Origin of the sequence: Sanguibacter massiliensis, assembly GCF_900240335.1 — a bacterium.
GTDB lineage: Bacteria > Actinomycetota > Actinomycetes > Actinomycetales > Cellulomonadaceae > Flavimobilis > Flavimobilis massiliensis.
In genome coordinates this window covers 1,895,893-1,918,989 of sequence record NZ_LT964979.1, presented here as the reverse complement: position 1 = coordinate 1,918,989, position 23,097 = coordinate 1,895,893, and the positions used below count along the sequence as shown (strand labels likewise).

Below are 23,097 nucleotides of genomic sequence, written 5' to 3'. Positions count from 1 at the left end.
GTCCTACGCCTTACCGAGAATCATTTCCAGCAAGCGAAGGCTGACCTCACCTCGGGCGCGGATGCGTCCGGCAGGCGCGCCGGAACGGACGTGGCGGGGGGGGTGGCCACCCCCCCCCGGGCAGTACGTGAAAGTCGCGACGCGACCGTCGAGCTCGACCGCCATGCGCGCGAGCTCGGAGACCGCCGAACTCATCTGCTCGACCGTCCGCGACGACCGCGCCGCCGACTCCGCGACCCCCGTGATGTTCTCGGCGATCTGCGTCGACCCGGTCGCGGCCTCCCCGACCGAGCGCGACATCTCGTTCGTCGTCGCGGTCTGCTCCTCGACGGCGGAGGCGATCGTCATCTGGTAGTCGTTGATCTGTCCGACGATGTGCGTGATCTCGCCGATCGCGGTGACCGCGCCGTCGGTGTCGGCCTGGATGGCCTCGACGCGTCGGGCGATGTCCTCGGTCGCGCGTGCGGTCTCCTGGGCGAGCTCCTTGACCTCGCCGGCGACGACAGCGAAGCCCTTGCCGGCCTCGCCGGCGCGTGCGGCCTCGATCGTCGCGTTGAGCGCGAGGAGGTTCGTCTGCTCGGCGATCGACGTGATGGCGCGGACGACCGCGCCGATCTCCTGCGACGACGTGCCCAGACGCGCGACCGTCGTGCTCGTCGTCCCTGCGACCTCCGTCGCGCGCGCAGCGACCTCTGCTGCCCGAGACGCGTTCTGCGCGATCTCACGGATCGACGCACCCATCTGCTCGGCGCCCGCAGCGACCGTCTGGACGTTGCGCGAGACCTGCTCGGCCGCGGCCGCGACGACACCCGCCTGGGTTGAGGTCTCGTCCGTGCCGCGCGTCACCTCTGTCGCCGCAGCGCCGAGCTCCTCCGCGGCGCTCGCGACCGTCGCCGAGGTCTCGCCCACCTGTGCCAGCGTGCCGGCAAGCGTTTCGCGTGCAGTGTTGAGCCGTTCGGCGGTGAGTCCGAGCTCGTCACGCGTGACGATCGTCGCCTCGACCGTGAGGTCCCCGTGCGACATGGCTTCGATCGAGGTCTCGAGGCTCTTCACCGAGCGACCGACCGAGAGGATGACCGAGCGTGCGAGGAGCAGGAGCGCGAGCGCCGCGACGACGATGACCGCCACGACGACGATCGTCGACACCTGCGCCCGCGCCCGGGCCGCGTCCGCGATGTCGTCCATGTACGCCTGGATCTCCACCGCGGCGGCATCGAGCGATGCGACGTACGCGTCGATGACCGGCTGCAGGTAGGCCGTCTGCATCTGCGTGTACGTCGCCGCGTGGTCCGCCGTGTCGAAGAGGGGGATGATCTGCTCGTCACGCACCTTGAGGAAGTCGGCGTAGGTGAGGGTGAAGTCGGACCATGTCTCGGAGGTGTCGCCGAGGATGGTGCTCAGCGCGGCCATGTTCTCCGCGATCGTCGCGTCGTTCTCCTCGAGCTTGCTCGACCAGTTCGCGAGCACGGCCTTGTCCCCTGCAGCCGCCATCTGGGCGACGATCATGCGCCCCTTGAGCTGGTCCTGATGGACGAGGTTGAGCTGACGGCCGACCGTCGCGTTGACCTGGGCGATCTCGTCGGCGGACGACGCGAGGTTGTTGAGCAGGCCGACCGACAGCGCGCCGAGGATCGCGATCCCGCCGAGCCCGAAGCCGGCGAGAAGGAAGAGCTTGCGCCGCACCGACGGGTGCCGCCCGGCGCGGCCCCGGCGCCGGGTGGAGGTGGGCTCGGGAGCCGTGGCACGTCCCTCCGCGGCGGTGGCGGGCTGCGGGTGGGCACGGCCTGTGTCTGTCGCCGTCGGGGTGAGTGTCATCCCTGACTCCTCGTTCTGCACGGTGGGGCGAACCGCGGCTCGGGCCCCGTCTGGATGCCCTATCGGACGGGTGAGGCGCAGCGTGAGGCGGATCGGTGATCGACGTCACCCTGGACGACGAGGTCGCGCCGCGGCCGGGATCCCGGCCAGCGCGGGCCTCTGGTCCCATGAGACCGACGTCACAGCGTGATGAGGTGGGGGCACGGCTGGGACGAGGACGACCCGCCGGCCCCCTCCCTGTCGAAAGGTCGTCATGGACGCTGTCCTCTCGCTCCTCGCCGAGCAGCCCGTGCTGCTCCTCGTCGTGCTCGTCGGCCTCGGCGCGGCCATCGGCCACGTTCAGGTGCGGGGCGTCGGCCTCGGCGCCGCCGCGGTCCTCTTCTGCGCGCTGCTCCTCGGCGCTCTCGGGGCCTCGCGGAACATCGACCTCGAGGTGCCGCACGCGTTCGGCACCCTCGGCCTCACGCTCTTCACGTTCACCGTCGGCATCGTCTCGGGCGCCGAGTTCTTCGCGTCGCTGCGGCGCAGCCTCAAGGTCATCGCGTGGATGATCGCCGTCGTCGCGGCCGGGGCCGGCGTCGCCGTCGGGCTCGGGCGTCTGCTCGACCTCTCGACCGCGACGATCGCCGGCACGTTCGCCGGCGCCCTCACGAACACCCCGGCGCTCGCCGCGGCGCGTGAGGCTGCGGGCGACGACGCGGCCCCGACCGTCGGCTACGCCGTCGCGTACGTCTTCGGTGTCGTCGGCGTGCTCGTCGTCGCGCACCTCGCGCTACGGACGCGCGGCAACGACACCGATGCGCCGCCGAAGATCGTCGAGCGCGCCGTGCGGGTCGAGTCGGCGAGCGGCCAGTCGGTCCGTGAGCTCACGGAGCTCTACGGCGAGCGGATCGCGTTCTCGCGGCTGCGCAGCGGCTCCGAGGACGCCGCGCCGCACACGGCGCTCGACGACGACGTGCTCGTCGTCGGCGACGTCGTCACCGTCGTGGGGCCCGAGCGGCTCGTCGAGGAGGTCGTCGCGGCGCTCGGTCACGTGTCGTCGCACCAGCTCCGGCAGGACGGGCGCGTCGTCGCGATGCGTCGTATCACCGTCTCGTCGACGAAGGTCGCGGGCCGCACCCTCGAGGAGCTCGAGCTGCATTCCCGCTTCGGTGCGGTCGTGACGCGGCTGCGTCGCGGGGACGTCGACGCCGTCGCGAACTCGCGCACCGTGCTGCGCCTCGGCGACCGGGTGCGGGTCGTCGCGCCGCGCGGTCACATGGGTGAGATCACGAGGCTGCTCGGCGACTCGACCCGTGGCTTCTCCGACATCAACCCCGCGGTCCTCGGCGTCGGGATGGCGCTCGGCGTGCTGCTCGGTCTCGTCGCCCTGCCCGTGCCGGGCGTGCGCGTGACGATCGGTGCGGCCGCCGGCACGCTCATCATGGGGCTGATCCTCGGGCGGCTCGGGCGCGTTGGGCCGTTCTCGACGTCGATGTCGTTCACGGCGGCGCAGGCGCTCAGCGAGCTGGGGCTGCTGATCTTCCTCGCGCAGGCCGGGCTCGTCGCTGGCGGGCAGGTCGCTCCGGCGTTCGCGTCGGGCGAGTGGCTGCGGATCCTTGCGCTCGGTGTCGCGGTGACGACGACGGTCGCGGTCGGGCTGTGGGTCGTGCTGCGGCGGCTGTGCCACGTGGGTGCGACGACGGTGTCGGGCATGATCGCCGGCACGCACACGCAGCCCGCGGTGCTCGCGTACGCGAACGTGCGGACGGGCTTCGACCCGCGGGTCGCGCTCGGGTACGCGCTCGTGTACCCGGCGGCGATGATCGTGAAGATCGTCGCGGGCGGCATCCTCGGTTCGCTCTGACCCTTCTCCGCGACTCGTAGGTCTGGAGCACCATTCGATGGTGCTCCAGACCTACGAGTCGCGGGGGTGGGGGAAGCCGGAGGGTGGGGCGGACGCCGGACGCCGGACGCCGGACGCCGGACGACGGACGACGGACGACGGGCGCCGGACGACGGACGGCGGGGAGTGCGGGTGACTGCTCACTGGGCAACGTTGCACTGTGGGCAACGACGTGTCTAGAGTCGTCCGGTGACCGCCTCGCTGCGCGACCTCAAGAAGGCCGCGACCGCCCGCGAGCTCGCCGCGACAGCGTTCAGGCTCGTCGGGGAGCGCGGCTACGACGACGTGACGATCGACCAGATCGCCGAGCACGCCGGCTACTCCCGCCGCACGTTCGCCAACCACTTCGGCGGCAAGGCCGAGGCCGTCGTCGACGGGTTCCTCCAGCGGTTCCAGCCGCAGCCGCTCGACGACGCGACCGCGCCGCGCACCTTCGCGGACCTCGTCGACGCGAGCGAGGACTTCCTCGTCGCGCTCCTCGACGGGCCCGCGCTCGACGACGTCCGGGACTTCGCCGCGATCGCGCGCGAGCACCCCGCCCTCGAGTCGGTCGCGCACGCGCGCCTCCAGGCATTCCGCGCCTCCCCGACGATCACCGCCCTCGCGCGGCGGTTCGGCGCGACGCGCACGATGCTCTACCTCTCGGCGCTCGTCGGGCTGCTCGGCGGCAGCATCCATGTCGTCGCGGAGGAGACCGGTGCGACGTGCGCGCCCAGCGCACAACCGTCGGGCCCTGACGCCGCGCACCCCGACGAGCGCCGCGCCGAGGCGCTCGCCGCCCCCCGGCACGTGGGCGGCCCGCCGCTCGCGCCCCTGCCGGACCTCACGCCCGAGTTGCGCGCGCGGCTGCGCGCGCTCGTCGCGGAGGCGTTCGGGTATCTCCGTCACGGCTTCGTGCCCGGCCCCAGCGACGCGTCGCCCGCCCCCTGACCTCGCGGGCGCGCCGCCCGCGCGCCCTGCCCACAGGCCCCGTCCCCGGGTCCTCCGTCCACACCCGCGCACGCCCCACAGACAGGACTCTCGTGCACAAGCTCTCCGCCTTCTCCCTCAAGAACAGGGCGCTCATCGCGCTCGTCACGGTGGTGGTCGCGATCTTCGGCGGCCTCGCCTTCACGAGCCTCAAGCAGGAGCTCATCCCGTCGATCGAGGTACCGCAGCTCGCGGTCCTCACGGTCCACCCGGGTGCGTCGGCCGAGGTCGTCGCGAGCGACGTCACGGCTCCGATCGAGAAGGCCCTGCAGACCGTGCCGGGCCTGCTCGGCACGACGACGACCTCCTCGACGGGCGTCTCCGTCGTCATGGCGGAGTTCGAGTTCGGCACAGACACGGCCAAGGTCGAGCAGAAGATGGCGCAGTCCATCAGCCGCATCCGCTCGTTCCTGCCCGACGGCACGGACCCGTCGGTCATGGCGATCAGCCTCGACGACTTCCCCGTCATCCAGGTCGCGGTGTCGTCCGACGACACGACGAAGCTCGCGGGAACGCTCGCGGACTCGGTCGTGCCCGCGCTCGAGCGCATCGACGGCGTCGCGTCGGCGTCGATCATCGGAGCGCCCGGACCGCGCGTCGCGATCACGCCGCGTGCCGAGGACATGGCCCGCCACGGCGTCAACGCGCAGTCGATCGCGACACTGCTCATGCAGAACGGCGTGCTCGTCCCGGCCGGCACGGTCGTCGACGCAGGCTCGGAGATGGCCGTGCAGATCGGGTCGCGCCTGCGGTCGGTCGACCAGATCAAGGACCTCCCGCTCGTCGGCACGCAGGGCACGGAATCCTTCACCGACGAGGACGGCTTCCCCGTCGACATCCCGTCGGGCCTTCCCGCCACCCTCGGTGACGTCGCCGACGTCAAGCTCACGACGGACCCGACGGCGTCGTACTCGCTCGTCGACGGGGTCGAGGCGCTCACGCTGTCCATCACGAAGCTGCCCGACGCCAACACGGTCGACGTCTCCCACGCCGTCCAGGACGCGCTGCCCGAGCTCGAGGCGCGCGTCGCGGGCGCGAGCTTCGACGTGCTCGTCGACCAGGCGCCGTTCATCGAGGACTCGATCTCGGGCCTCGCGACCGAGGGGCTGCTTGGCCTCGTCATGGCGGTCATCGTCATCCTCGCGTTCCTGCGCTCGGGGCGCGCGACGCTCGTCACCGCGGTGTCGATCCCGGTGTCGCTGCTCATCGCGTTCGTCGGCATGCAGGCCGCGGGCTACACGCTCAACATCCTCTCGCTCGGTGGTCTGACGATCGCGATCGGGCGCATCGTCGACGACTCGATCGTCGTCATCGAGAACGTCGAACGGCATGTGCGGTACGGGAAGTCGCGACGGCGCACGATCATCGACGCCGTGCGCGAGGTGGGCGGCGCGATCACGGCGTCGACCGTGACGACCGTCGCGGTGTTCGTGCCGATCGCGCTCGTCGGCGGCATGTCGGGCGTGCTGTTCCGTCCGTTCGCATTCACGGTCGCGATCGCCATGGGTGCGTCGCTCCTCGTGTCGCTGACGATCGTGCCGGTGCTCGCGTTCTGGTTCCTCAGCTGGAAGGGGCACGACGCCACGACACCCGACGCGCACGCGGCGGCGCCGACGGCGCAGGACGAGGAGCTCTCGGAACCTGACACCGGCGCCATCCAGCGCGGCTACGGCCGCACGCTCGACTGGACGCTCGCGCACCGCTGGACGACGATCGGCATCGCGGTCGCCGTGCTCGCCGGGACGCTCGCGCTCGTGCCGTTCATGAAGACGAGCTTCCTCGGCGACATGGCGCAGAACTCCCTCGGCATCACCCAGCAGGTGAAGCCGGGCACGAGCCTCACGCAGCAGCTGCGGACGGCCCGCACGGTCGACGAGGCGCTGCGGAAGGTCGACGGTGTCGAGCTCGTCGCGGCGACGATCGGCCAGACGGACCAGAGCATGCTGCTCGGTGGCGCGGAGTCGATCTCGTACTCGCTCACGACGGACGCCGACGGCGACCAGGCGAAGATCCAGGACGCCGTGCGTGCCGCGCTCGCGGACGTCGTCGACGAGGAGGACCTCACGATCTCGCCGTTCGCGGGGATGGGTATGTCGAACGACGTGCAGATCAGCGTGACGGGCTCCGACGCGAAGGCTGTCGCGAGCGGCACGTCGGCGATCGCGGACGCGATGCGTCCGCTCGAGGGCGTGCGTCAGGTGTCGACGTCGCTCACGGACGCGCGGCCGACGGTGTCGGTCGTCATCGACCGGGCGAGGGCTGCGGCGGCGGGTCTCACGGAGACGCAGCTGTCGCAGGCGGTCGCGGGCATGATCACGCCGCAGCAGATCGGTGCGGTGACGCTCGACGGCTCGTCGGTCAACGTCTACCTCACGCCCGAGGACCCGGCGCGCTCCGTCGCCGGCATCCGTGACCTGCCGCTCGGTGCGGAGGGCGGGACGGTCGGCGACCTCGCCGAGGTCAAGGTCGTCGACGGCCCGGTGTCGATCACGACGTCGAACGGCGTGCGCAACCAGGTCGTCAACGTCACGCCGGAGTCGGACGACCTCGGCCAGACGGCGTCGGTCGTGCAGGAGGCGCTCGACGGCGTCGACCTGCCGGATGGTGTGACGGCGGAGATCGGAGGCGTGACGGCCGAGCAGAACGAGGCGTTCAGCCAGCTGGGTCTCGCGATGCTCGTGGCGATCCTCATCGTCTACGTCGTCATGGTCGCGACGTTCCGGTCGCTGCTGCACCCGCTGCTGCTGCTCGTGTCGATCCCGTTCGCGGCGACCGGTGCGATCCTCCTGCAGGTCGCGACGGGTGTGGCGCTCGGGGTGCCGTCGCTCATCGGTGTGCTCATGCTCATCGGCATCGTCGTGACGAACGCGATCGTGCTTGTCGACCTCGTCAAGCAGTATCGGGACCGGGGCGTGCCGATGGCGGACGCGCTGCGGCGTGGTGCGGTGCACCGTGTGCGGCCGATCCTCATGACGGCGGTCGCGACGATCCTCGCGCTCGCACCGATGGCGATCGGGGTGACGGGGCATGGTGGGTTCATTTCGCAGCCGCTCGCGATCGTCGTCATCGGCGGGTTGTTCTCGTCGACGTTCATGACCCTCATCGTGCTGCCGGCGCTGTACCACCTCGTGGAGAGCGTCGGGAAGCGCGGGGCGACGCGCGTCCTGGAGGACTGACCCGCCGCTCGCGCCCTGGGCGTCTGCGTGGGCCCGGAGCTTCTCCTCCCGACCCCGTTGTGGCTCGATAGCCGATCGGACCACGTGTCCCGTACGGATTGGTTATCGAGCGCGGGGTGGGGCTGCTCGATAGCCGATCCGTGCACCTGAGGTGCACGGATCGGCTATCGGCACGCTGGGGGTGGGGCTGGGATGGACGGGGTGGGCGGCGAGGCTGTGGGTCCGGCAGGATGTGACGACGGCCGCGTCGACGCGAGGAGGTCCGCCATGAAGCCGTTCGTGCTGCTCGCGACGCGTGGCGAGGACGAGATCGCCGACGTCGAGCACGCCGCCTACCTCGAGCTCGGTGGCCTCGCGCCCGACGAGCTCGTGCGCGTGCGCCTCGAACAGGGCCCGATGCCAGCGCTCGACCTCGACAACGTCTCGGGCGTCATCGTCGCCGGCAGCCCCTTCACGTCGTCGGACCCGGTCGCGTCGAAGAGCGCGACGCAGCTGCGCGTCGAGCGTGACATCTCCGCGCTGCTCGACGACGTCCTCGCCCGCGACATCCCCTACCTCGGCGCGTGCTACGGGGTGGGGACGCTCGGCACGAAGATCGGCGCCGTGGTCGGCACGACCTACGGCGAGGAGGCGAGCACCGTCGACGTGACGCTCACCGACGCCGGCCGGGCAGACCCCCTGCTCGCGGGCCTGCCCGACGTCTTCGCCGCATACGTCGGGCACAAGGAGGCCATCACCACGCTGCCACCGAGCGCCGTCGTCCTCGCGACCGGGGCCGCGTGCCCCGTGCAGATGTTCCGCGTCGGCCGCGCCGCGTACGCGACGCAGTTCCACCCCGAGCTCACGCGCGACGCCTACGTGCAGCGGCTCGAGGCCTACGCGGGCCACGGCTACTACCCGCCCGAGCAGGCCGAGCAGGTCCTCGCGACGGCCCGCGCGAGCGACGCCCCCGTGCCCCCACGCATCCTCCGACGCTTCGTCGAGCTCTTCGGACGCTGACCCCCAGAGCCCCAGAGCCCCAGAGCCCCGGAGNAAAGAATCAGGAGATTGTAACCATGGTGGGAGAGAAAGGAAGGAAAAAGAACCAGGGGCGTGAGATGGTACTGATCGGTTTTTTTTTTTCAAGCAGAAGACGGCATACGAGATCTAGTACGGTCTCGTGGGCTCGGAGATGTGTATAAGAGCAGAGTCTGCGGGAGGGAGCACGTCGTGCCCCGGCAGACGTACGCGGTGGGCGCGCCACCGACAGGGCCGCGGTCCGCGTGCGCGGGCACGGGCGTGAGGTCGCGCTCGACGTCGGACGGCTGCTCCGGCGCGGGAGGGACGAGCGTGAGGACGATGCCGGGGGTGGTGGCGGCCCAGACGGTGCGGGCGAGGGGCCCGTCAGATGTCGTGCCGGCGAGGACGACGCAGCGGGGCCCGTCGGCGAGCGCCTCCGCGACCGCGAGGCCCCACCCGGCGGCGCGCGGCGCTCCGTGCGCGAGAGTCCGGTAGGGCGCGAGGGCCGCGTGCGCTGCCGCGAGGCGACGGTGCTCGCCGCTCAGCGCGGCGAGGCGCACGAGCGCGCCTGCAGCGGCGGACCTGCCCGACGGTGACGCGCCGTCGGTCGGGTCGCCCGGACGGACGACGAGCGCCGGGCCGTCACCCGCGGGTGGGGCGTCGTAGAACGCGTCGCCGTCGACGAAGCGGTCGAGAAGCCGGTCGACGAGCCGCGCGGCGACGTCGTACCAGCGGGTGTCGCCGGTTGCGGCGTGGAGCTGGAGGAGGCCGTCGGCGAGGAGACCGTGGTCCTCGAGCGTCGCCTCGGTAGGGCTCACGCGGTCGCCGAGGCTCGTGCGGCGCAGCACGTCGCCGTCGAGGTGGCGACCGACGACGGCGTCGGCGGCGCGTGCCGCGAGCGTGACGAGGTGCGGGGCGTCGAGGGTGCGGCCGGCCTCGGCGAGCGCGCCGATCGTCAGGCCGTTCCAGCCGGCGACGACCTTGTCGTCGCGGGCTGGGGCGGTGCGCGCGGAACGTGCGGTGGCGAGCAGCCCCCGCACGCGGGTCCACCTCTCACCGTCCGTCTCGTCCCGACCCCCACGGATTGACGGGTTCCCCCCGTCGGGCGGGGGGAACCCGTCAATCCGTCGCGAGGGGGCTGTGAGGACCGACGGGTCGAGGCGGAGGACGCTCGTGCCGTGCTCGAACGTGCCCGCGTCGGTGACGGAGCAGACGTCCGCCGCCCACGCGCCGTCCGCGTCCCCGAGCGCGTCGCGCAGCTGCGCGGGCGTCCACACGTAGAAGGTGCCCTCGGCGCCGTCCGTGTCGGCGTCGAGCGATGTCGCGAACCCGGTGGGGGTGAGCATGTCGCGCTCGAGGAACTCGGCGAGCCGCAGGGCGGTCGTGCGCACCCAGTCCTCACCCGTCGCGCGCCACAGGCCCGTGAGGACGGCGAGCAGCTGCGCGTTGTCGGTGAGCATCTTCTCGAAGTGGGGGACGGTCCACGTCGCGTCGACGGTGTAGCGGGCGTAGCCGCCGCCAAGCTGGTCGTGGAGCCCGCCAGACGTCATCGCGACGATCGTCCGTCGCACGAGGTCGAGCGCGCGGGTGTCGCCCGTGCGGCCGTGGTGGCGCAGCAGCTGGAGGAGATTTGCGGACGGCGGGAACTTCGGGGCGCCGCCGAATCCGCCGTGGACGCGATCCTCGGCGTCGAGCAAATGCTCGACGGCGGTGGCGAGGTCGTCCGGTCCCGGGGCCGCGGGCGCCCGGCGCCCGGGCATCCGCCCGGTCGACGGCGTCTCGACGAGGGCGTCGGGTACGAGAGCATCGGGCGCGAGATCGTCGGGCACGGACGCATCGGGCAGGGTCCCGACCCGCGACGGGTCCGCGGCCGACGTGCGTCGCAGGTGCGCGGCGAGCGCGTCCGCCTGACGTTCGACGGCCTCCCGCTGCCCGTGCCACGCGGCCTGGACGCCGTCGAGGAACTGCCGGAACGACGGCTGCCCGCCGACGGGCTCGGGCGGGTAGTACGTGCCGGCGATGAAGGGGCGGCCGTCGGGCGTGAGGACCGCGGTGAGGGGCCAGCCGCCGTGGCCGGTGAGGGCGAGGAGCGCGGCCATGTGGACGGCGTCGACGTCGGGGCGTTCCTCGCGGTCGACCTTGATGCTCACGAAGCCCGCGTTCATGAGCGCGCCGACGTCCGGGTCCGAGAACGACTCTCGGGCCATGACGTGGCACCAGTGGCAGGCCGCGTAGCCGATGGAGAGGAGCACGGGGACGTCGCGCTCGCGGGCCTCGGCGAAGGCATCATCGGTCCATTCGTGCCAGTCGACGGGGTTCGACGCGTGCTGGCGCAGGTAGGGCGAGAGGGCGTCGGCGAGGCGGTTCGTCACGGTGGCTCCCGGGGTGGGGTCGGGCGGTCTCGTCCCAGCAAAGCACGAGAGCGGGCGGCCGACTGGGTCGTTTCGCCGGTGATCCGGAGTATGCGTAGCGAGGACGTGCACGAGAGCGTCCAACGCTCGGGAAGGAGCCTTCCGCAGGTCGGACTGCGTGTGACACGATGGGCCGCCACCTGACGTGGCGTCGTCAACTGGGGAGAACATGCACGTCACACGGGGTCTTTCAGGTTTTGCGCGGGCAAGTCTCGCGGTACTCCTCGCAGTGGTGGCGTCGACGGTCGCGGTGCCCGCCACTGCCGTCGGGGCCGTCGCGTTCGACGACTTCGCGGGGGCGGTGCGGGGCACCCGCACGGTCGACACCGTCGGCGACTCGACGTTCGCAGAGTCTGGCGGCTCCGGCGTCGTCCGCCTGAACAAGGGTCAGCTCAACGAGACGCCGCTCGTAGCGCTCACGTACACGATGAGTCCCACGGACCTCCTCGCGTCGACGAACGGCCAGCTGTTCCTCGACCTCTTCGACGTCGAGGGCGGGCGGGACTACATGGCGCTCTCGATCACGGCGGTCGTCACCGACGCGAACGGCGGTCGCAGCACGTACAACGCGGGGATCGGGCCGACGCCCAGCCACGGCTTCGTCTTCAACTACGCGTGCACCGCCGGGCAGAGCGCGTGCTTCAAGGGCAACGCCGATCTTGGCAACATCACGCGGCTCTCGGTCGAGTTCCGCCACGGAAACGGCAACGCCGCAGCCCCCGCGGTCACGTTCCGCATCGCCGGCATCACGTCGACGCCGCTCGGCGGCGCGAGGCCCGCCGCGCCCGTGCCGACGATCATCGGGTACAGCCCGCTCGCGATCTCGGCGGACGCGAGGACTGCCACGTGGGACATCGAGATGCGCTCGGGCGCCACGCCTGCCTCCCTCGCCGGGGCGCCGTCGGCAGCAGGGGTGACGGTCGACGGCGGGACGGTCGCCGTCGTCGGCAACGTCCTGCGCGTCACCGCCGACGTCACAGGCTCCCCCGCGGGCGCCTTCACGCTCGTCGTGCCGCAGGGCGCGGCGACGGACACGTGGGGCCAGGCGAGCGTGGGCGCGTCCCTTCCGCTCAGGTATGCGCGCATGCCCGCCCCGTCGTGGAACGGCGCGCCGGAGCGTGGCACGCTCGTCGACGAGCCGCTGCCGTCCGCGCTCACCCGGTGGGTGCGCGCCTCTGGCGCGACGAGCCTCACGCACATGATCTCCTCCGGCGCGCTGCCGTCGGGTGTCTCGCTGAGCCAGACCGGCGTGCTGCAGGGCACGCCGTCGTCGTCCGGGACGTTCGCGTTCACGGTCGCGGCGACGGACACGTACGGTGTGACGCGGGAGAAGCAGTTCACGCTCAAGGTCCTGCCGACGTTCCAGGTGGGAAGTACCTCGGTGAGCTGGCCCGTGGGATCCCCGTTCACACTCCCCGGGCCTGCGGTGCCGACGGACGCCGACGTGTCCCTGTCCCTCGAGCCCGCAATCGAGGGTGTCGACGTCGAGGTGGCGGGTGCGAGAGCTCAGTTGCGGGGCACGCTCTCCGAGGCCGGGACGTTCACCTCGGAGCTCGTCGTCCGGCGCACCGTCGGACCCGACACGATCGTCGTCGGCCGGGGCGACGTTGTCGTGGACGCGGGGGAGGCGCCCGTCATTACAGTGACGCAGCCGACGGGCCTGCGCGTCGGCTATCCCGTCGACGTCGTCGTCGCGAGATCGAGCGTCCCTGTCACGGGGGCGGGGCTGCCTGCGGGACTCACCCTCGTCGGGACGACCGAGCTGCGTCTCATCGGGACCCCGACTGCCGCGGGGCCGGCCACGCTGAACCTCATGGCCCAGAACCGGTTCGGGTATACGTTCCAGCCGGTGCAGCTCACGGTCGGCGCGGCGACACGGCCCGAGGTCGAGGTCGTCCCGCAGGGCGGCGCCACGCCGCAGGTCGCGCTCAGCGGTTCCACGCTGCGCTATGACGTCAGCGTCACGCGCGATGGCCAGCCGTGGCCGGTGACGGGACTCGACGCGAGCGACATCGACGTCACCGGGGCGACGGTGAGGAGCATCGACCTCACCGGCTCGGGCAGCGCGTACACGCTCGTGCTCGACCTCGTCGGCTGGACCGACGCCGACCTCACCGTCACCGTGCGTGACGGGGCCGCGATCGACGCGTTCGGCGCGCTGAGCGGGGCCGGCTCGGCGATGGTGACGCCGTGGGTGGAGCCGGTGTTCAGCGAGTTCCCCGCGGACGCCACGGTGCGCGCGGGCGATCCCCTTGCATGGGACGTCGTGGCGGAGGGCATGCCCGTGCCTGCGCTCGAGCTCGCCTCGGCGCTCCCGCCCGGGCTGACGTTCGTGGCGGGTGCCGCCGGCACGGCGACGATTGCTGGCACGCCGACGACCACGGGGACGTACGACGTGACGTTGCGTGCGACGCACACGTTCGCGACCGTGCTGCGCACCGTGAGGGTGATCGTCGAGGCGCCGCGTGCGACGACGACGGTGACGCCGGTCGGTGGGCCTACGCAGTCGGTGCGGCCGGGCTCGACCGTGCTGTTCGACGTCGTCCAGGATGCGGCTGGCCGTGTTCCCGTCGCGGGCCCCGAAGGGCTCGACGCCGACGACGTCACGACGTCCGGCGTGGACGTCTCCGGGATCGTGGTGACGCCGACCGCGACCGGTCACACGATCGCCGTGACGCTCGCCCCCGGTGCGATCGACGGTGAGCTCGTCGTCGAGGTCCGTGAGGGCGCGACCGTCGACCCGTGGGGCGCGACGTCGCTGCCGGGTGCCGCCCGGCTGCGGGTCGCTGTGACGGAGGCGACGACGTTCGCGGGGGTCTCGCTCGACGCGGGCCTCACGGGCGCGGGAACGGCCGCCGATCCGATCCGTGTGCCGGCGACCGGTGCGACGTCCTTCGGGGTGGCGTTCGCGGGGCGTCCGGCGCCGAGCGTCACGCTCGTGTCCGTCGCCCCGGTCCTCGCGACTGCTCCTGCGGCGGCCACGTTCGGGGTGCGGGCACTGTCCGCTCCGACGGCGCTCCTGGGCCTGACGCTCACCGACCACGGGGACGGGACCGCGACGATCGCGGGCACGCTGAGGACGGCTGGAGTGTTCGACGTCGTCGTGCGCGGCGCGAACGCGACGGGCGCCGTGGACCGCACGGTGCGGCTCGTCGTCGCGGCGCCGCCGGCGCCGGAGCCGACGGAGGGCCCGACGGAAGCGCCGACTGACGGCCCGACCGACGGCCCGACCGACGACCCGACGGAGGCGCCGACCGACGACCCGACGGAGACGCCGACTGACGACCCGACGGAGACGCCGACGGACGACGAGTCCGACGAGCCGTCGACCCAGGCACCGTCGACCACCGAGCCGTCCGACGACGACGCTCTCCCCGTCACGGGCGCGCGCCCGCTCGTCGGGCTCGGCCTCGCGGCGCTGCTGGCCGCTGCGGGCGTCGTCGTGCTCGCGGTGAGGCGCCGCACGGCCTGACACGCGCGACGGCACGTCGACGGGCCCGCATCCCACGAGGGGTGCGGGCCCGTCGACGTTCTTGGCCTCAGCTGAGGACGGAGCGGATCTCGCGGGTCTCGAAGGGTGCGGTGGTGTGGGTGGTGGTGCCGGTGCCGGCGATGGGTTGCCACGTGCCGCCGGTGGTGCGGAAGCGGCCGGTCCAGGTGGTGGTGAGGGTGACGCGGTAGGTGCCGACCTTCGTGTACGCGTGGGTGACGGTCTGGTCGGGGTAGCGGGCGCCGGGCTTCGTCGTGGTGAGGGGTTTGCTGCCGTCGCCGGGGTCCCAGGAGTACGACGACGGGGTGAGCTCGAGTTCGACGTTCGTGCCGAGGACCGTGGTCGTGAGGAGCTCGGTGCCGGCGTCGGTGTAGTAGGTCATGGGGGTCTGGACGGTGAACCAGTCGGTGATAGGTGCGATCTTGGCGTGCTTGGGCGGGATCTTGAGGGTCTTGAGCTCGCGGGCGACGGCGTCGGCGAGCTCGTCGGTGGGGTCGCCGATGGGGGCGCAGGGGCCGTTGAGGAGGCGCCAGCCGGACCAAGGGTCGGCGGAGTTCAGGGGGCGGGTGCGGTACTTGTAGGCGGTGACGCCGATGGCACCTTCGGGGCAGACGAACGTTGCGGGGCTGGCGCACTGGGCGCGGAGGTTGGTCTCGGCGAGGGGGATGGTGATGATCTGGCAGTCTTCGGGTTCCCAGGGGAGGCGGTCGACCATCACGTCCTGAGGGATTGGCTCCCGTGGCGGTGTTCCAGGGCTGATGGTGGCGTCCTCGACCTTGACGTCTCCCGGTCCGTCGAACGTGCTCCAAGCGCCAGCGACAAGAGGCTGCCGGAAGGTCACCACCAAGGCGGGAGTAGCGTCGTCTCCGGAGTGATCGCGTACGGGCGCAGGCGCCGATGCGAATGTGGCTGCGAGCAAGATCGCGGTGCTGATCGCCGCGAGTTCAGTCATTGATCGACGTGTCGAACGCGGTGATGCGGAAGGCATCCTCAGGGGACACCTCGACGAGGACAGGGCCGTCGAAGCCCTTGAGCGTCGTCTTCTCACCGTTGGAGTGGGTGATGGACGTGGCATCTTGGGAGACGTGGAGCCACCAGGCGACTCGGCCCGGAACGAGGCTCTGCTTCAGCTCCGAGATCTTGATGGTGAAGGCTCCACCCTTCGCGCGATCACCGAGGTCTCTCACGTTGATGATGTTGTCGGCCAACGTCTCGCACGTTTCGCAGCCGGGGGCGGAGAGTGAGTTGAGTGCGGACGGGTCGCCCGTCCGGAGCCCGTACTCGTACGCCGTGAAGAAGTTCTCGATCGTGACGAACGATGCGTCGATCTCGTCAGCGGGGAGCGGCTTGAGCCCGGCGGGGTTGGGGTCCTCGGTCTGCGTGGGTGACGGCGTTGGCGCGGTGGTCGTCGGCGCCGAGGTCGGGAGGGTCGTGGGTACGGGTGTGGGTGTGCCTCCAGCGCACGCGGCGACTGTGAGCGCCGTGGCCACAAAGGCTGCTGGCAGCGTCAGTGCGCGGGTTGGTCGTGCTGCTGGCATGGGGCGTCCTCCGTCGTCGGTCCGTCGTCGAACCTAGAGCGCGTTCGGGACGAACGCACGCGGAAGTGCCAATCTGGGGATGAACAGAGAAGGATCCGAGCATGCAACCCCGTAGCCGGGTGTGCGCGGCGGCGACGAGGCCTCGGCGAATGTCCGTTCGTTCGCACCGAACGTTCGGTGCGAACGAACGGGCAAAGCGATATCCCCGCGGAGGAGGTGGTCCTCAGGCCGAGCAGCACGTCACAGCGCGAACAAGGGTCAGTAGTGGTGGGCGCGTCGGCGCACCGCGTAGCGTTGGACAACGTCGAGGTCCTCGAGGTCGATCAGTGGTTGGCGCTTCTGATCATCGGGGACCTCGACCCCTACACCCAGCCCGTCACGGGGCCCGAACTACTCCCCACCAGATCGGCGAAGAGCCGCTTACGTGCTCGCCTATCACGACTTGGGTTCTGCTACGCGCTTGCGGACGCAGCTTGAAACACGCTGGCGGGCATAGCGTTGTCGAGTCTCCAGGTGATCGCGATCGGCCGCGATCCTCGATGGTCGACGTGGGTCACCGTGCCGAGGCAGACGTACGGAGACGCCTGGCCGAGGTCAGAGTTCTTGGTGAAGCGCGTAAAGATGACGACCCTGCTTCCCCGATCGAGATGGTTGACGTATCGCTGGCCAACCTCCGACTCGATCGCAGTCCGGTTCTGACTCTCCCAGTGGAAGAGCTCCTGACTGATCGGGAAGTCGCGGTACATCGTCTGCGGCGAGAACTCCTTCTGGTCCTTCTGCAGGGTGACAAAGAAGAGGTCGGTGTTGATCTCGTCGACCCAGAGGACGCCAGTGGCGCTGCCAGTCGTGGTGCGCCCTCCCTTGCGCAGCTCCGCCCACCGAGTCGCGATGAGAATCTCGTCGCGCGTGTAGGTGGCGTGGCTGTAGAGCGGGACGTCGTGGAGGCCCCTACCCAGTGGTTCCGTCAGGCGCCGGGCGGATTCAGAGGTGAGGTGCACGAGCTGGCGGAGTTCGTCGGCGACAAGGGGCTCGGCGCGTAGTCGTGCCAGGCCTTCTTCGACGGTTGTGATTCCGCGCCATCCAGGCCACAGCTGGCCGACGAGCATTGCTGCGTAGAGCTGTTCGCGCCTCGTCATGTCGTTGTACGAGGTGCCGTCGGGGTTCGCGCACATGGCGTACGCAGTCGCCCGCTCAGGGTCGTCGACGTGCGCGAAGCGCCACATCTTCGAGAGAAGGCTCGCTTCGTCGTCCCCAACCGGTGATGTCTCGATCCCCGCGCGGCGACGAAGCGCCGTCCACGACCGCCCGCCTGAGTAGATGTCGGTGATCGATCGGTCATGGGCCTCGAGATACTCGGCGAGGCCGGTGTCGCCCGCCGCCTGGATCTCCCGCGCGAGCGTCGAGAGTGCGCCTCGAACCGCGGTCCTGATGTTGTCGAGCACGATCTTGCGGGAGACACGGTCGAGTGAGATCTGTGAGCCAGAGGGCAAGTACCCGAAGCCCTCGTCAACCTGACGCTCGATATCGGCCGGTGTCCCGGAGGCCATCGCACGGAACTTGTCGACGAACCGGAACTCGCGGTGCTGCTGGCCGATGAAGTCGAGGACCGTAAGCAGCGCCTTGCCATCGGAACGGCGCAGTCCGCGCCCCAGCTGCTGCTGAAAGAGCGTTGCCGACTCGGTGGGCCGAAGGAGAAGCACCGTGTCGAGAGACGGGACATCGACACCCTCGTTGAAGACGTCGACGGTGAAGATCACTTGAGTGGTGCCGTTGCGCAGGTTGGTCAGCGCCTGAGTGCGCTCGTCGCGAGGCGTCGTACCGACAACTGTCTCCGCTGCGATCCCGTGCTTGCTGAACACCGACGTCATGTACTCGGCGTGTGCGACCGAGACGCAGAAGCCGATCGCCCGCATCTGGGCCGGGTCGGCGACCCGATCGGCCAGAGCTCTGAGAACGAGGCGCGCTCGTGCGTCATTCCCCGTGTAGACGCGGTCGAGGTCGGCGGTCGCATAGCTGCCGCGTCGCCATTCGACGCGGGACAGGTCAACGTCGTCTGCGATGCCGTAATAGTGGAACGGGCAGAGGAGGTCCTGATCGAGTGCGTCCCACAGTCGGAGCTCGTACGCGGCCCGGTCGCCAAAGTAGCTTCTGACGTCGAGCCCGTCGGTCCGCTCTGGCGTAGCGGTGAGTCCGAGGAGTTCCTTCGGCTCAAGTTTGTCGAGCAGCGCACGGTAGCTAGGTGCGGCTGCGTGGTGGAACTCGTCAACGATGACGACATCGAAGGCATCTGCAGGGATTGCGTCGAGGGCGGCACCGTTGAGCGACTGGATGGAAGCAAACACGTGCCGCTTCTGCGCCGGCCGGATCCCGTCGACCATGAGCTCACCAAACGTCGGATCGCCCAGGACCTCGCGGAACGTGCGGAGCGACTGCTGGAGGATCTCCTTGCGGTGCGCGACGAAGAGCAGCGTGGGCCGTTGCGGCTGCCCCTCGCAGAGCGACTTGTAGTCAAGCGCGGCAACCACGGTCTTCCCGGTGCCCGTTGCCGCGACGAGAAGATTGCGATGCCGATCGTGAAGCGCGCGCTCCGCGGCAAGGGCCTCGAGCATGAGCGACTGATACGGCCGCGGGTGGACCTCGAGTCCCGACAGCACGATGGAGCTGTCTCCGCTGGCGCGCCGGATGGCGAGGTCGAACTTCTCGGCGTCGACATCGGGGTCGTACGTCTCGAACGAAGGATCGTTCCAGTACGTCTCGAACGTGGCCTCGAACTTCCTGATGAGCGCGGGAGTCGAGACGTTCGACGCGCGAATGTTCCACTCGAGCCCGTCGACCAGGGCCGCCTTCGAGAGGTTCGACGACCCGATGATGGCGGTGTCGTACCCCGAGGCCCTCTTGAGCAGCCACGCCTTGGCGTGAAGTCGCGTCGAATCGCGCTCGTACGAAACCTTGACCGTCGCCCCGAGCTCCCGCACGAGAATGTCGAGTGCACGGCGATCAGTCGCGCCCATGTACGTCGTCGTGATGACCCGCAACGGGATGCCGTGATCACGCAACTCTTCGAGCTGCTCCTTGATGATCCGGATGCCCGTGAACTTCACGAAGGCGCACAGGAGGTCAACAGAGTCGGCGCTTGTGAGCTCCGACCGGAGCTCATGGCCGAGGCTCGGCTCGCCCGGTGCGTTCGTGAGCAGGGCAGTCTGCGAGAGCGGCGTCAACGGTGGAGTGAGAAGACGCGGGCGATATGAGTCCGTGCTGTTGACCGCCACGAGCTGTTCGAGGGCCACAAGTACGTCGTCTTCAGTGCCGAACGCGGCGAGCGCCTCGTTGGCAATCGCAGTCTGCTGCTCCGACTTGAGACCGCTGAGCCGCCGCTCAACGACGGTAGCCACGTGGCGCGCCAGGACCGCAGGCACGTCGCCCTCCGGGATCGGACGAAACTCCGGGCTGATGCCCAGCGCCTTCGCGAACTCCCGCTCTACTGCCCCTGTGTGGACCTCTTCGTAGAGGCCGACCACCCTGTTCTCAGCCACGGACATGAGCTTGGCATGGACGACAGACATTTCGTCAGCGCCGACTACACGAGTCGGCGCGCGATTTCCCTAGCGATCGGGATGTCAGCGTCGAGCCACGGAACCGAGAGGGCGTCGTCAGCCGTGAGCCAGCGGTGCTCGTCGTGCGAGTCGGTCGGCTCAATAGAGCCCTCGTCGACGACCGCAAACCACACGCGCATCTCGTACGACGTGGAGATCGGCCACGCCCCGCCTTCCGGTCCAACGATCTCGGAACCGAGACGAACGGTGATCGAGAGCTCCTCCTGCAGTTCACGGATGAGCGCCGCTTCAGGCGACTCGTTGGGCTCAACCTTCCCGCCAGGAAACTCCCATCGGCCAACCAGCTCAGCAGGCTTGGTTCGGCGGGCTCCGACAAACGTTGTCGGGACGCCGAGCGAGTCAACGAGGACCGCGCCAACTACTAGTCGAGGAGAAGTCACCACGCGAGTATCTCAGCCAGCCGATCGCTCAGGTCTGTGCGTGGGAGCGCTGCGGTCGTGAGTTCCGAACTCAAGGAGGTGCCGCCCGCGGCCGATCAAGGCTCTGTGAGGGAACCGCGTTGGCAGTATGGCCAGTATGTGATGAGTGATCAGCATGCCGAACAGATGGCCGCAGCCGCAATGCGAGGAATGGGCTACCCCGACGCGTCGGAGACGCCTGTTGGGCCCGATGGGGGCGTCGACGTCCGTGCCGCAAGGGCTATTGCTCAGGTGAAGTTCAGGGGGGCGCAGACGGGGAGGCCTGACCTCCAGCGCCTTGTTGGTGCTCGCGCCCGGGAGGTGTTCCTGGACCTGTTCTTCTTCTCTGCAAGTGGATACTCCGCGAAGGCTCGGGAGTATGCGGCAGAGATGGACATTGCCTTGTTTGTCTTCGATTCAATGGGTCGTCTGACTCCGTCGAGTCCAGCGGCCTCGCGCGCTCTTGTCCCCTCGGCGGTAGCGCCTCCGGCTCGGGCGGCTGGGCTGCCGGCTGAAGCCGCGCCAGCGGAGCCGTCGCCCTTGACGCTCTGGGCGCGTCGCTACTGGCTTGAGGCCACCACGCTCTTCTCGGCAGTGAGCGCACCTCTTCTGACGATTGACTGTTTGGCTAATCCGGCGGAGGCTGACTGGTCTCTTCCTCCCACCGCAGCTGCGTTCGCGTTGATCGGTGCAGGGATGTGGCGTTTCCGAAACGTCCGAGGGCTCGGGCCGAACTTCCGAAAGCTCTAGGCGCCGGCAGCCGCGCTCGTCGGGCCGAAGGATCTCACACGGCGGACAACGGAAGCTGGACTTAGCGGACCGCTCAGCGGACCATCTTTGCTTGCAGGCGCACTGATGCGTCAAAAGAGGTGCGGCACTCACGTCCCCACCCCAACCTGCCGATCCCCACTACATGACCGACCCCACCCTTCCGGGCCGGGGCGCGGAGGAGGTTGCTTCCCGCGCGGCCCGGCGTGCCCAGGCGCTTCGTCGTGAGCAGGAGCTGCGCGACCAGACGGACGCGGCCGCGCAGGTGCAGCTCGAGCGGGCACTCAAGCAGCAGCGCACGTGGTCGCAGGGCGCGGAGGGGGAGCGGCTCGTCGCGCACACGCTCGGCGCGCTCGAGCGGTACGGCTGGACGCTTCTGCACGACGTTCGCCAGCCTGACAGACAACTCGCGAACATCGATCACGTGGCGATCGGCCCGGGCGGCGTCGTCGTCATCGATGCGAAGAACTGGACGGGCACCGTGACGACCGAGGGCGGTGTCCTCCGTCAGAACGGGTACGCGCGCACCAAGGAGACGGACGCGGTCGGCCTGCAGGCCGCGTCGGTCGCGGCGCTCCTGCGGCCCGAGCATCGCACCGCTGCGCGCGGCGCGCTCACGACGGTCGCGCACGACGTCGAGCCCGTGCAGATCGGGCCCACGACCGTCGTCGGGCGGGCCCAGCTGGGGCCGTGGCTGCTGAGCCTGCCGCCGCGGCTCACACCGTTCGACGTCGCGGCGGTCGCCTCCGTCCTCGACCGCGAGCTCGTGCAGCCGCGGGACGCGCGGGCGCCGAAGGCGCACGGACGCAGGCGAGGCGCGACGAAGGCGCACGACCCCAGCCGGGGCACAGCGAAGACAACCAAGCAGCCGGCGAGCCGTGGTCGGCAGCTTGCGACAGGGCTGCTCCGTCTCGGCCTCGCGGCGCTCGGCGTCGTCGCGCTCATCGCCTACGGGCCTGGGATCGCGTCCTGGATCGGCGACACCTTCGCGAGCCTTCTCACCGGGGCGATCTCATCTCCCTGAACGCTCAAGCCCCGCCCCTCCCCGTCCGATAACACGGACATGACGGACCTCAACGTGCAGCCCACAGTGCCCGCCAGCTCGCGGCGCGCTACGCTCGCGGAGTCCCGTCACCTCCACGCGATGGCCGATCACGTGCCGGCGGCGTACACCGTCGTCGAGTCCGACATCCCCGTGCTCCTCTCCGTCCACGAGGAGGACCGTCGCCCCGTCGACCTTGGCGGCCTGTGGTTCGGGCTGTGCGTCGTCGTGTCCGCCGTCGTCCTCGTGGCGTACGACGCTCTCGTCGGGTTCGGCTGAGTCACCTCGGGCATCTCGGCGCCCGCACGGAGCCGTTCCGAGCACTCCGTCGCCGGAACCGCGGCGGCGAGCGTCGCGCTCCACCTACAGGCCCGCCGTGAGCCCCCGCACGCTCGCATGCACCTCGTCGAGCGTCCTGTCCGGCTGGAAGACGAGCCACTCGAGCCCCGCGACGAGCGTCGCCCCGAAGACCGCCGCGGCGAGCAGCGACACGTCCTCGCCCGGACGCCTCACGGTGAGCTCGACCTCGAACATCGAGATCGTCTCGGCACGCAGCGCACCGATCGACTGCTGCCACTCGCGCTCCGCCCGGAACACCTCGGCCGCAACGAGCTTCGCGAGGTCCGGGTAGGTGTGGACCGCCGCGAGCAGCGCACGCACCATCGCGTCGATCCGCTCGTCGTCGGCGACGGCGTCGCGCGCCGACGCGAGAGTCGTCCGCAGCCGCTCCGTGCCCTCGCCGAGCGCGGCCTCGAGGATGTCCGACTTCGACGCGAAGTTGTAGTAGCCGCTGCCCTTGGCGACCCCGGCCTCCGCCGCGATGTCGTCGACGCTCGTCGCCGAGAAGCCCTGGCGCGCCACGAGCCGCACGGCCGCGTCGATGACCGCCGCACGGGTGCCCGCGCGGCGCGCTGCGTGACCGTCGGTGCGAGCGGGCATCGACCGCGGCGAAGGGGAGGTCATGAGGTTCATCCTCTCAGGATGCGGGAGTG

At 70.3% G+C, this 23,097-nt stretch carries 14 protein-coding genes; 8 read left to right on the top strand and 6 right to left on the bottom strand.

The annotated features are described in order from the left end of the window. Nucleotides 1-3: 3 nt before the first annotated feature. Nucleotides 4-1,815 (bottom strand): methyl-accepting chemotaxis protein, encoded by a 1,812-nt coding sequence (locus C1729_RS08940; protein ID WP_102509632.1) that lies wholly within the window; start codon nt 1,813-1,815, stop codon nt 4-6. 253 nt (nt 1,816-2,068) lie between these two features. Here C1729_RS08940 and C1729_RS08935 point away from each other — a divergent pair, with 253 nt between their 5' ends. The 5 genes from C1729_RS08935 to C1729_RS08910 all read left to right on the top strand — a co-directional run bounded on the left by C1729_RS08935 (nt 2,069) and on the right by C1729_RS08910 (nt 14,727). Beyond that, nucleotides 2,069-3,661, top strand: a complete 1,593-nt coding sequence (locus tag C1729_RS08935; protein ID WP_102509631.1) for an aspartate-alanine antiporter-like transporter — start codon at nt 2,069-2,071, stop codon at nt 3,659-3,661. Between the two features lie 228 nt (nt 3,662-3,889). After that, nucleotides 3,890-4,630, top strand: coding sequence for a TetR/AcrR family transcriptional regulator (locus C1729_RS08930; RefSeq protein ID WP_207204590.1), 741 nt, complete (start codon nt 3,890-3,892; stop codon nt 4,628-4,630). A 92-nt stretch (nt 4,631-4,722) separates the two neighbouring features. Continuing rightward, nucleotides 4,723-7,845 (top strand): efflux RND transporter permease subunit, encoded by a 3,123-nt coding sequence (locus tag C1729_RS08925; protein ID WP_165375467.1) that lies wholly within the window; start codon nt 4,723-4,725, stop codon nt 7,843-7,845. A gap of 267 nt (nt 7,846-8,112) precedes the next feature. Next, the gene (locus C1729_RS08920) at nt 8,113-8,844 is read left to right on the top strand and encodes a glutamine amidotransferase (RefSeq protein ID WP_102509629.1); all 732 of its coding nucleotides are present in this window, start codon (nt 8,113-8,115) and stop codon (nt 8,842-8,844) included. A 2,661-nt stretch (nt 8,845-11,505) separates the two neighbouring features. After that, entirely contained in the window at nt 11,506-14,727 is a 3,222-nt protein-coding gene (locus C1729_RS08910) for a putative Ig domain-containing protein (protein WP_165375466.1), read from the top strand. 67 nt (nt 14,728-14,794) lie between these two features. Here C1729_RS08910 and C1729_RS14770 read toward each other — a convergent pair whose 3' ends face one another. The 4 genes from C1729_RS14770 to C1729_RS08885 form a co-directional block, all read right to left on the bottom strand. Then, entirely contained in the window at nt 14,795-15,460 is a 666-nt protein-coding gene (locus tag C1729_RS14770) for a PKD domain-containing protein (RefSeq protein ID WP_242493885.1), read from the bottom strand. 229 nt (nt 15,461-15,689) lie between these two features. Then, the gene (locus tag C1729_RS14615; protein ID WP_165375372.1) at nt 15,690-16,283 is read right to left on the bottom strand and encodes a DUF6318 family protein; all 594 of its coding nucleotides are present in this window, start codon (nt 16,281-16,283) and stop codon (nt 15,690-15,692) included. A 452-nt stretch (nt 16,284-16,735) separates the two neighbouring features. Continuing rightward, entirely contained in the window at nt 16,736-19,822 is a 3,087-nt protein-coding gene (locus C1729_RS08890) for a DEAD/DEAH box helicase (RefSeq protein WP_102510606.1), read from the bottom strand. A gap of 38 nt (nt 19,823-19,860) precedes the next feature. Continuing rightward, nucleotides 19,861-20,277: a (deoxy)nucleoside triphosphate pyrophosphohydrolase gene (locus tag C1729_RS08885; RefSeq protein WP_102510605.1), complete on the bottom strand. Its 417-nt coding sequence runs from the start codon at nt 20,275-20,277 to the stop codon at nt 19,861-19,863. 141 nt (nt 20,278-20,418) lie between these two features. Between C1729_RS08885 and C1729_RS15365 the strand changes: the two genes are divergently transcribed. The 3 genes from C1729_RS15365 (at nt 20,419) to C1729_RS08870 (ending at nt 22,384) form a co-directional block, all read left to right on the top strand. Next, nucleotides 20,419-21,045, top strand: coding sequence for a restriction endonuclease (locus C1729_RS15365; protein ID WP_422917657.1), 627 nt, complete (start codon nt 20,419-20,421; stop codon nt 21,043-21,045). Nucleotides 21,046-21,208: 163 nt separating this feature from the next. Continuing rightward, on the top strand, nt 21,209-22,087 hold the full coding sequence (locus C1729_RS08875; protein WP_102509623.1) for a nuclease-related domain-containing protein: 879 nt from the start codon (nt 21,209-21,211) through the stop codon (nt 22,085-22,087). 39 nt (nt 22,088-22,126) lie between these two features. After that, a complete protein-coding gene (locus tag C1729_RS08870; RefSeq protein WP_102509622.1) occupies nt 22,127-22,384 on the top strand; it encodes a hypothetical protein in 258 nt (85 codons plus the stop codon). Nucleotides 22,385-22,468: 84 nt separating this feature from the next. Here the strand turns inward: C1729_RS08870 and C1729_RS08865 are convergent, their stop codons facing one another. Beyond that, nucleotides 22,469-23,068 carry a TetR/AcrR family transcriptional regulator gene (locus C1729_RS08865; RefSeq protein WP_242493769.1) on the bottom strand — a complete coding sequence of 200 codons (600 nt, stop codon included), beginning with the start codon at nt 23,066-23,068 and terminating at the stop codon, nt 22,469-22,471. Nucleotides 23,069-23,097 lie beyond the last annotated feature (29 nt).

Coding starts and splice junctions, on each gene's coding strand:
- C1729_RS08940 (WP_102509632.1), bottom strand. CDS start 1,815: ATGACACTCACCCCGACGGCGACAGACACAGGCCGTGCCCACCCGCAG.
- C1729_RS08935 (WP_102509631.1), top strand. CDS start 2,069: ATGGACGCTGTCCTCTCGCTCCTCGCCGAGCAGCCCGTGCTGCTCCTC.
- C1729_RS08920 (WP_102509629.1), top strand. CDS start 8,113: ATGAAGCCGTTCGTGCTGCTCGCGACGCGTGGCGAGGACGAGATCGCC.
- C1729_RS08875 (WP_102509623.1), top strand. CDS start 21,209: ATGACCGACCCCACCCTTCCGGGCCGGGGCGCGGAGGAGGTTGCTTCC.
- C1729_RS14615 (WP_165375372.1), bottom strand. CDS start 16,283: ATGCCAGCAGCACGACCAACCCGCGCACTGACGCTGCCAGCAGCCTTT.
- C1729_RS14770 (WP_242493885.1), bottom strand. CDS start 15,460: ATGGTCGACCGCCTCCCCTGGGAACCCGAAGACTGCCAGATCATCACC.
- C1729_RS08890 (WP_102510606.1), bottom strand. CDS start 19,822: ATGTCCGTGGCTGAGAACAGGGTGGTCGGCCTCTACGAAGAGGTCCAC.
- C1729_RS15365 (WP_422917657.1), top strand. CDS start 20,419: ATGAGTGATCAGCATGCCGAACAGATGGCCGCAGCCGCAATGCGAGGA.
- C1729_RS08870 (WP_102509622.1), top strand. CDS start 22,127: ATGACGGACCTCAACGTGCAGCCCACAGTGCCCGCCAGCTCGCGGCGC.
- C1729_RS08865 (WP_242493769.1), bottom strand. CDS start 23,068: ATGACCTCCCCTTCGCCGCGGTCGATGCCCGCTCGCACCGACGGTCAC.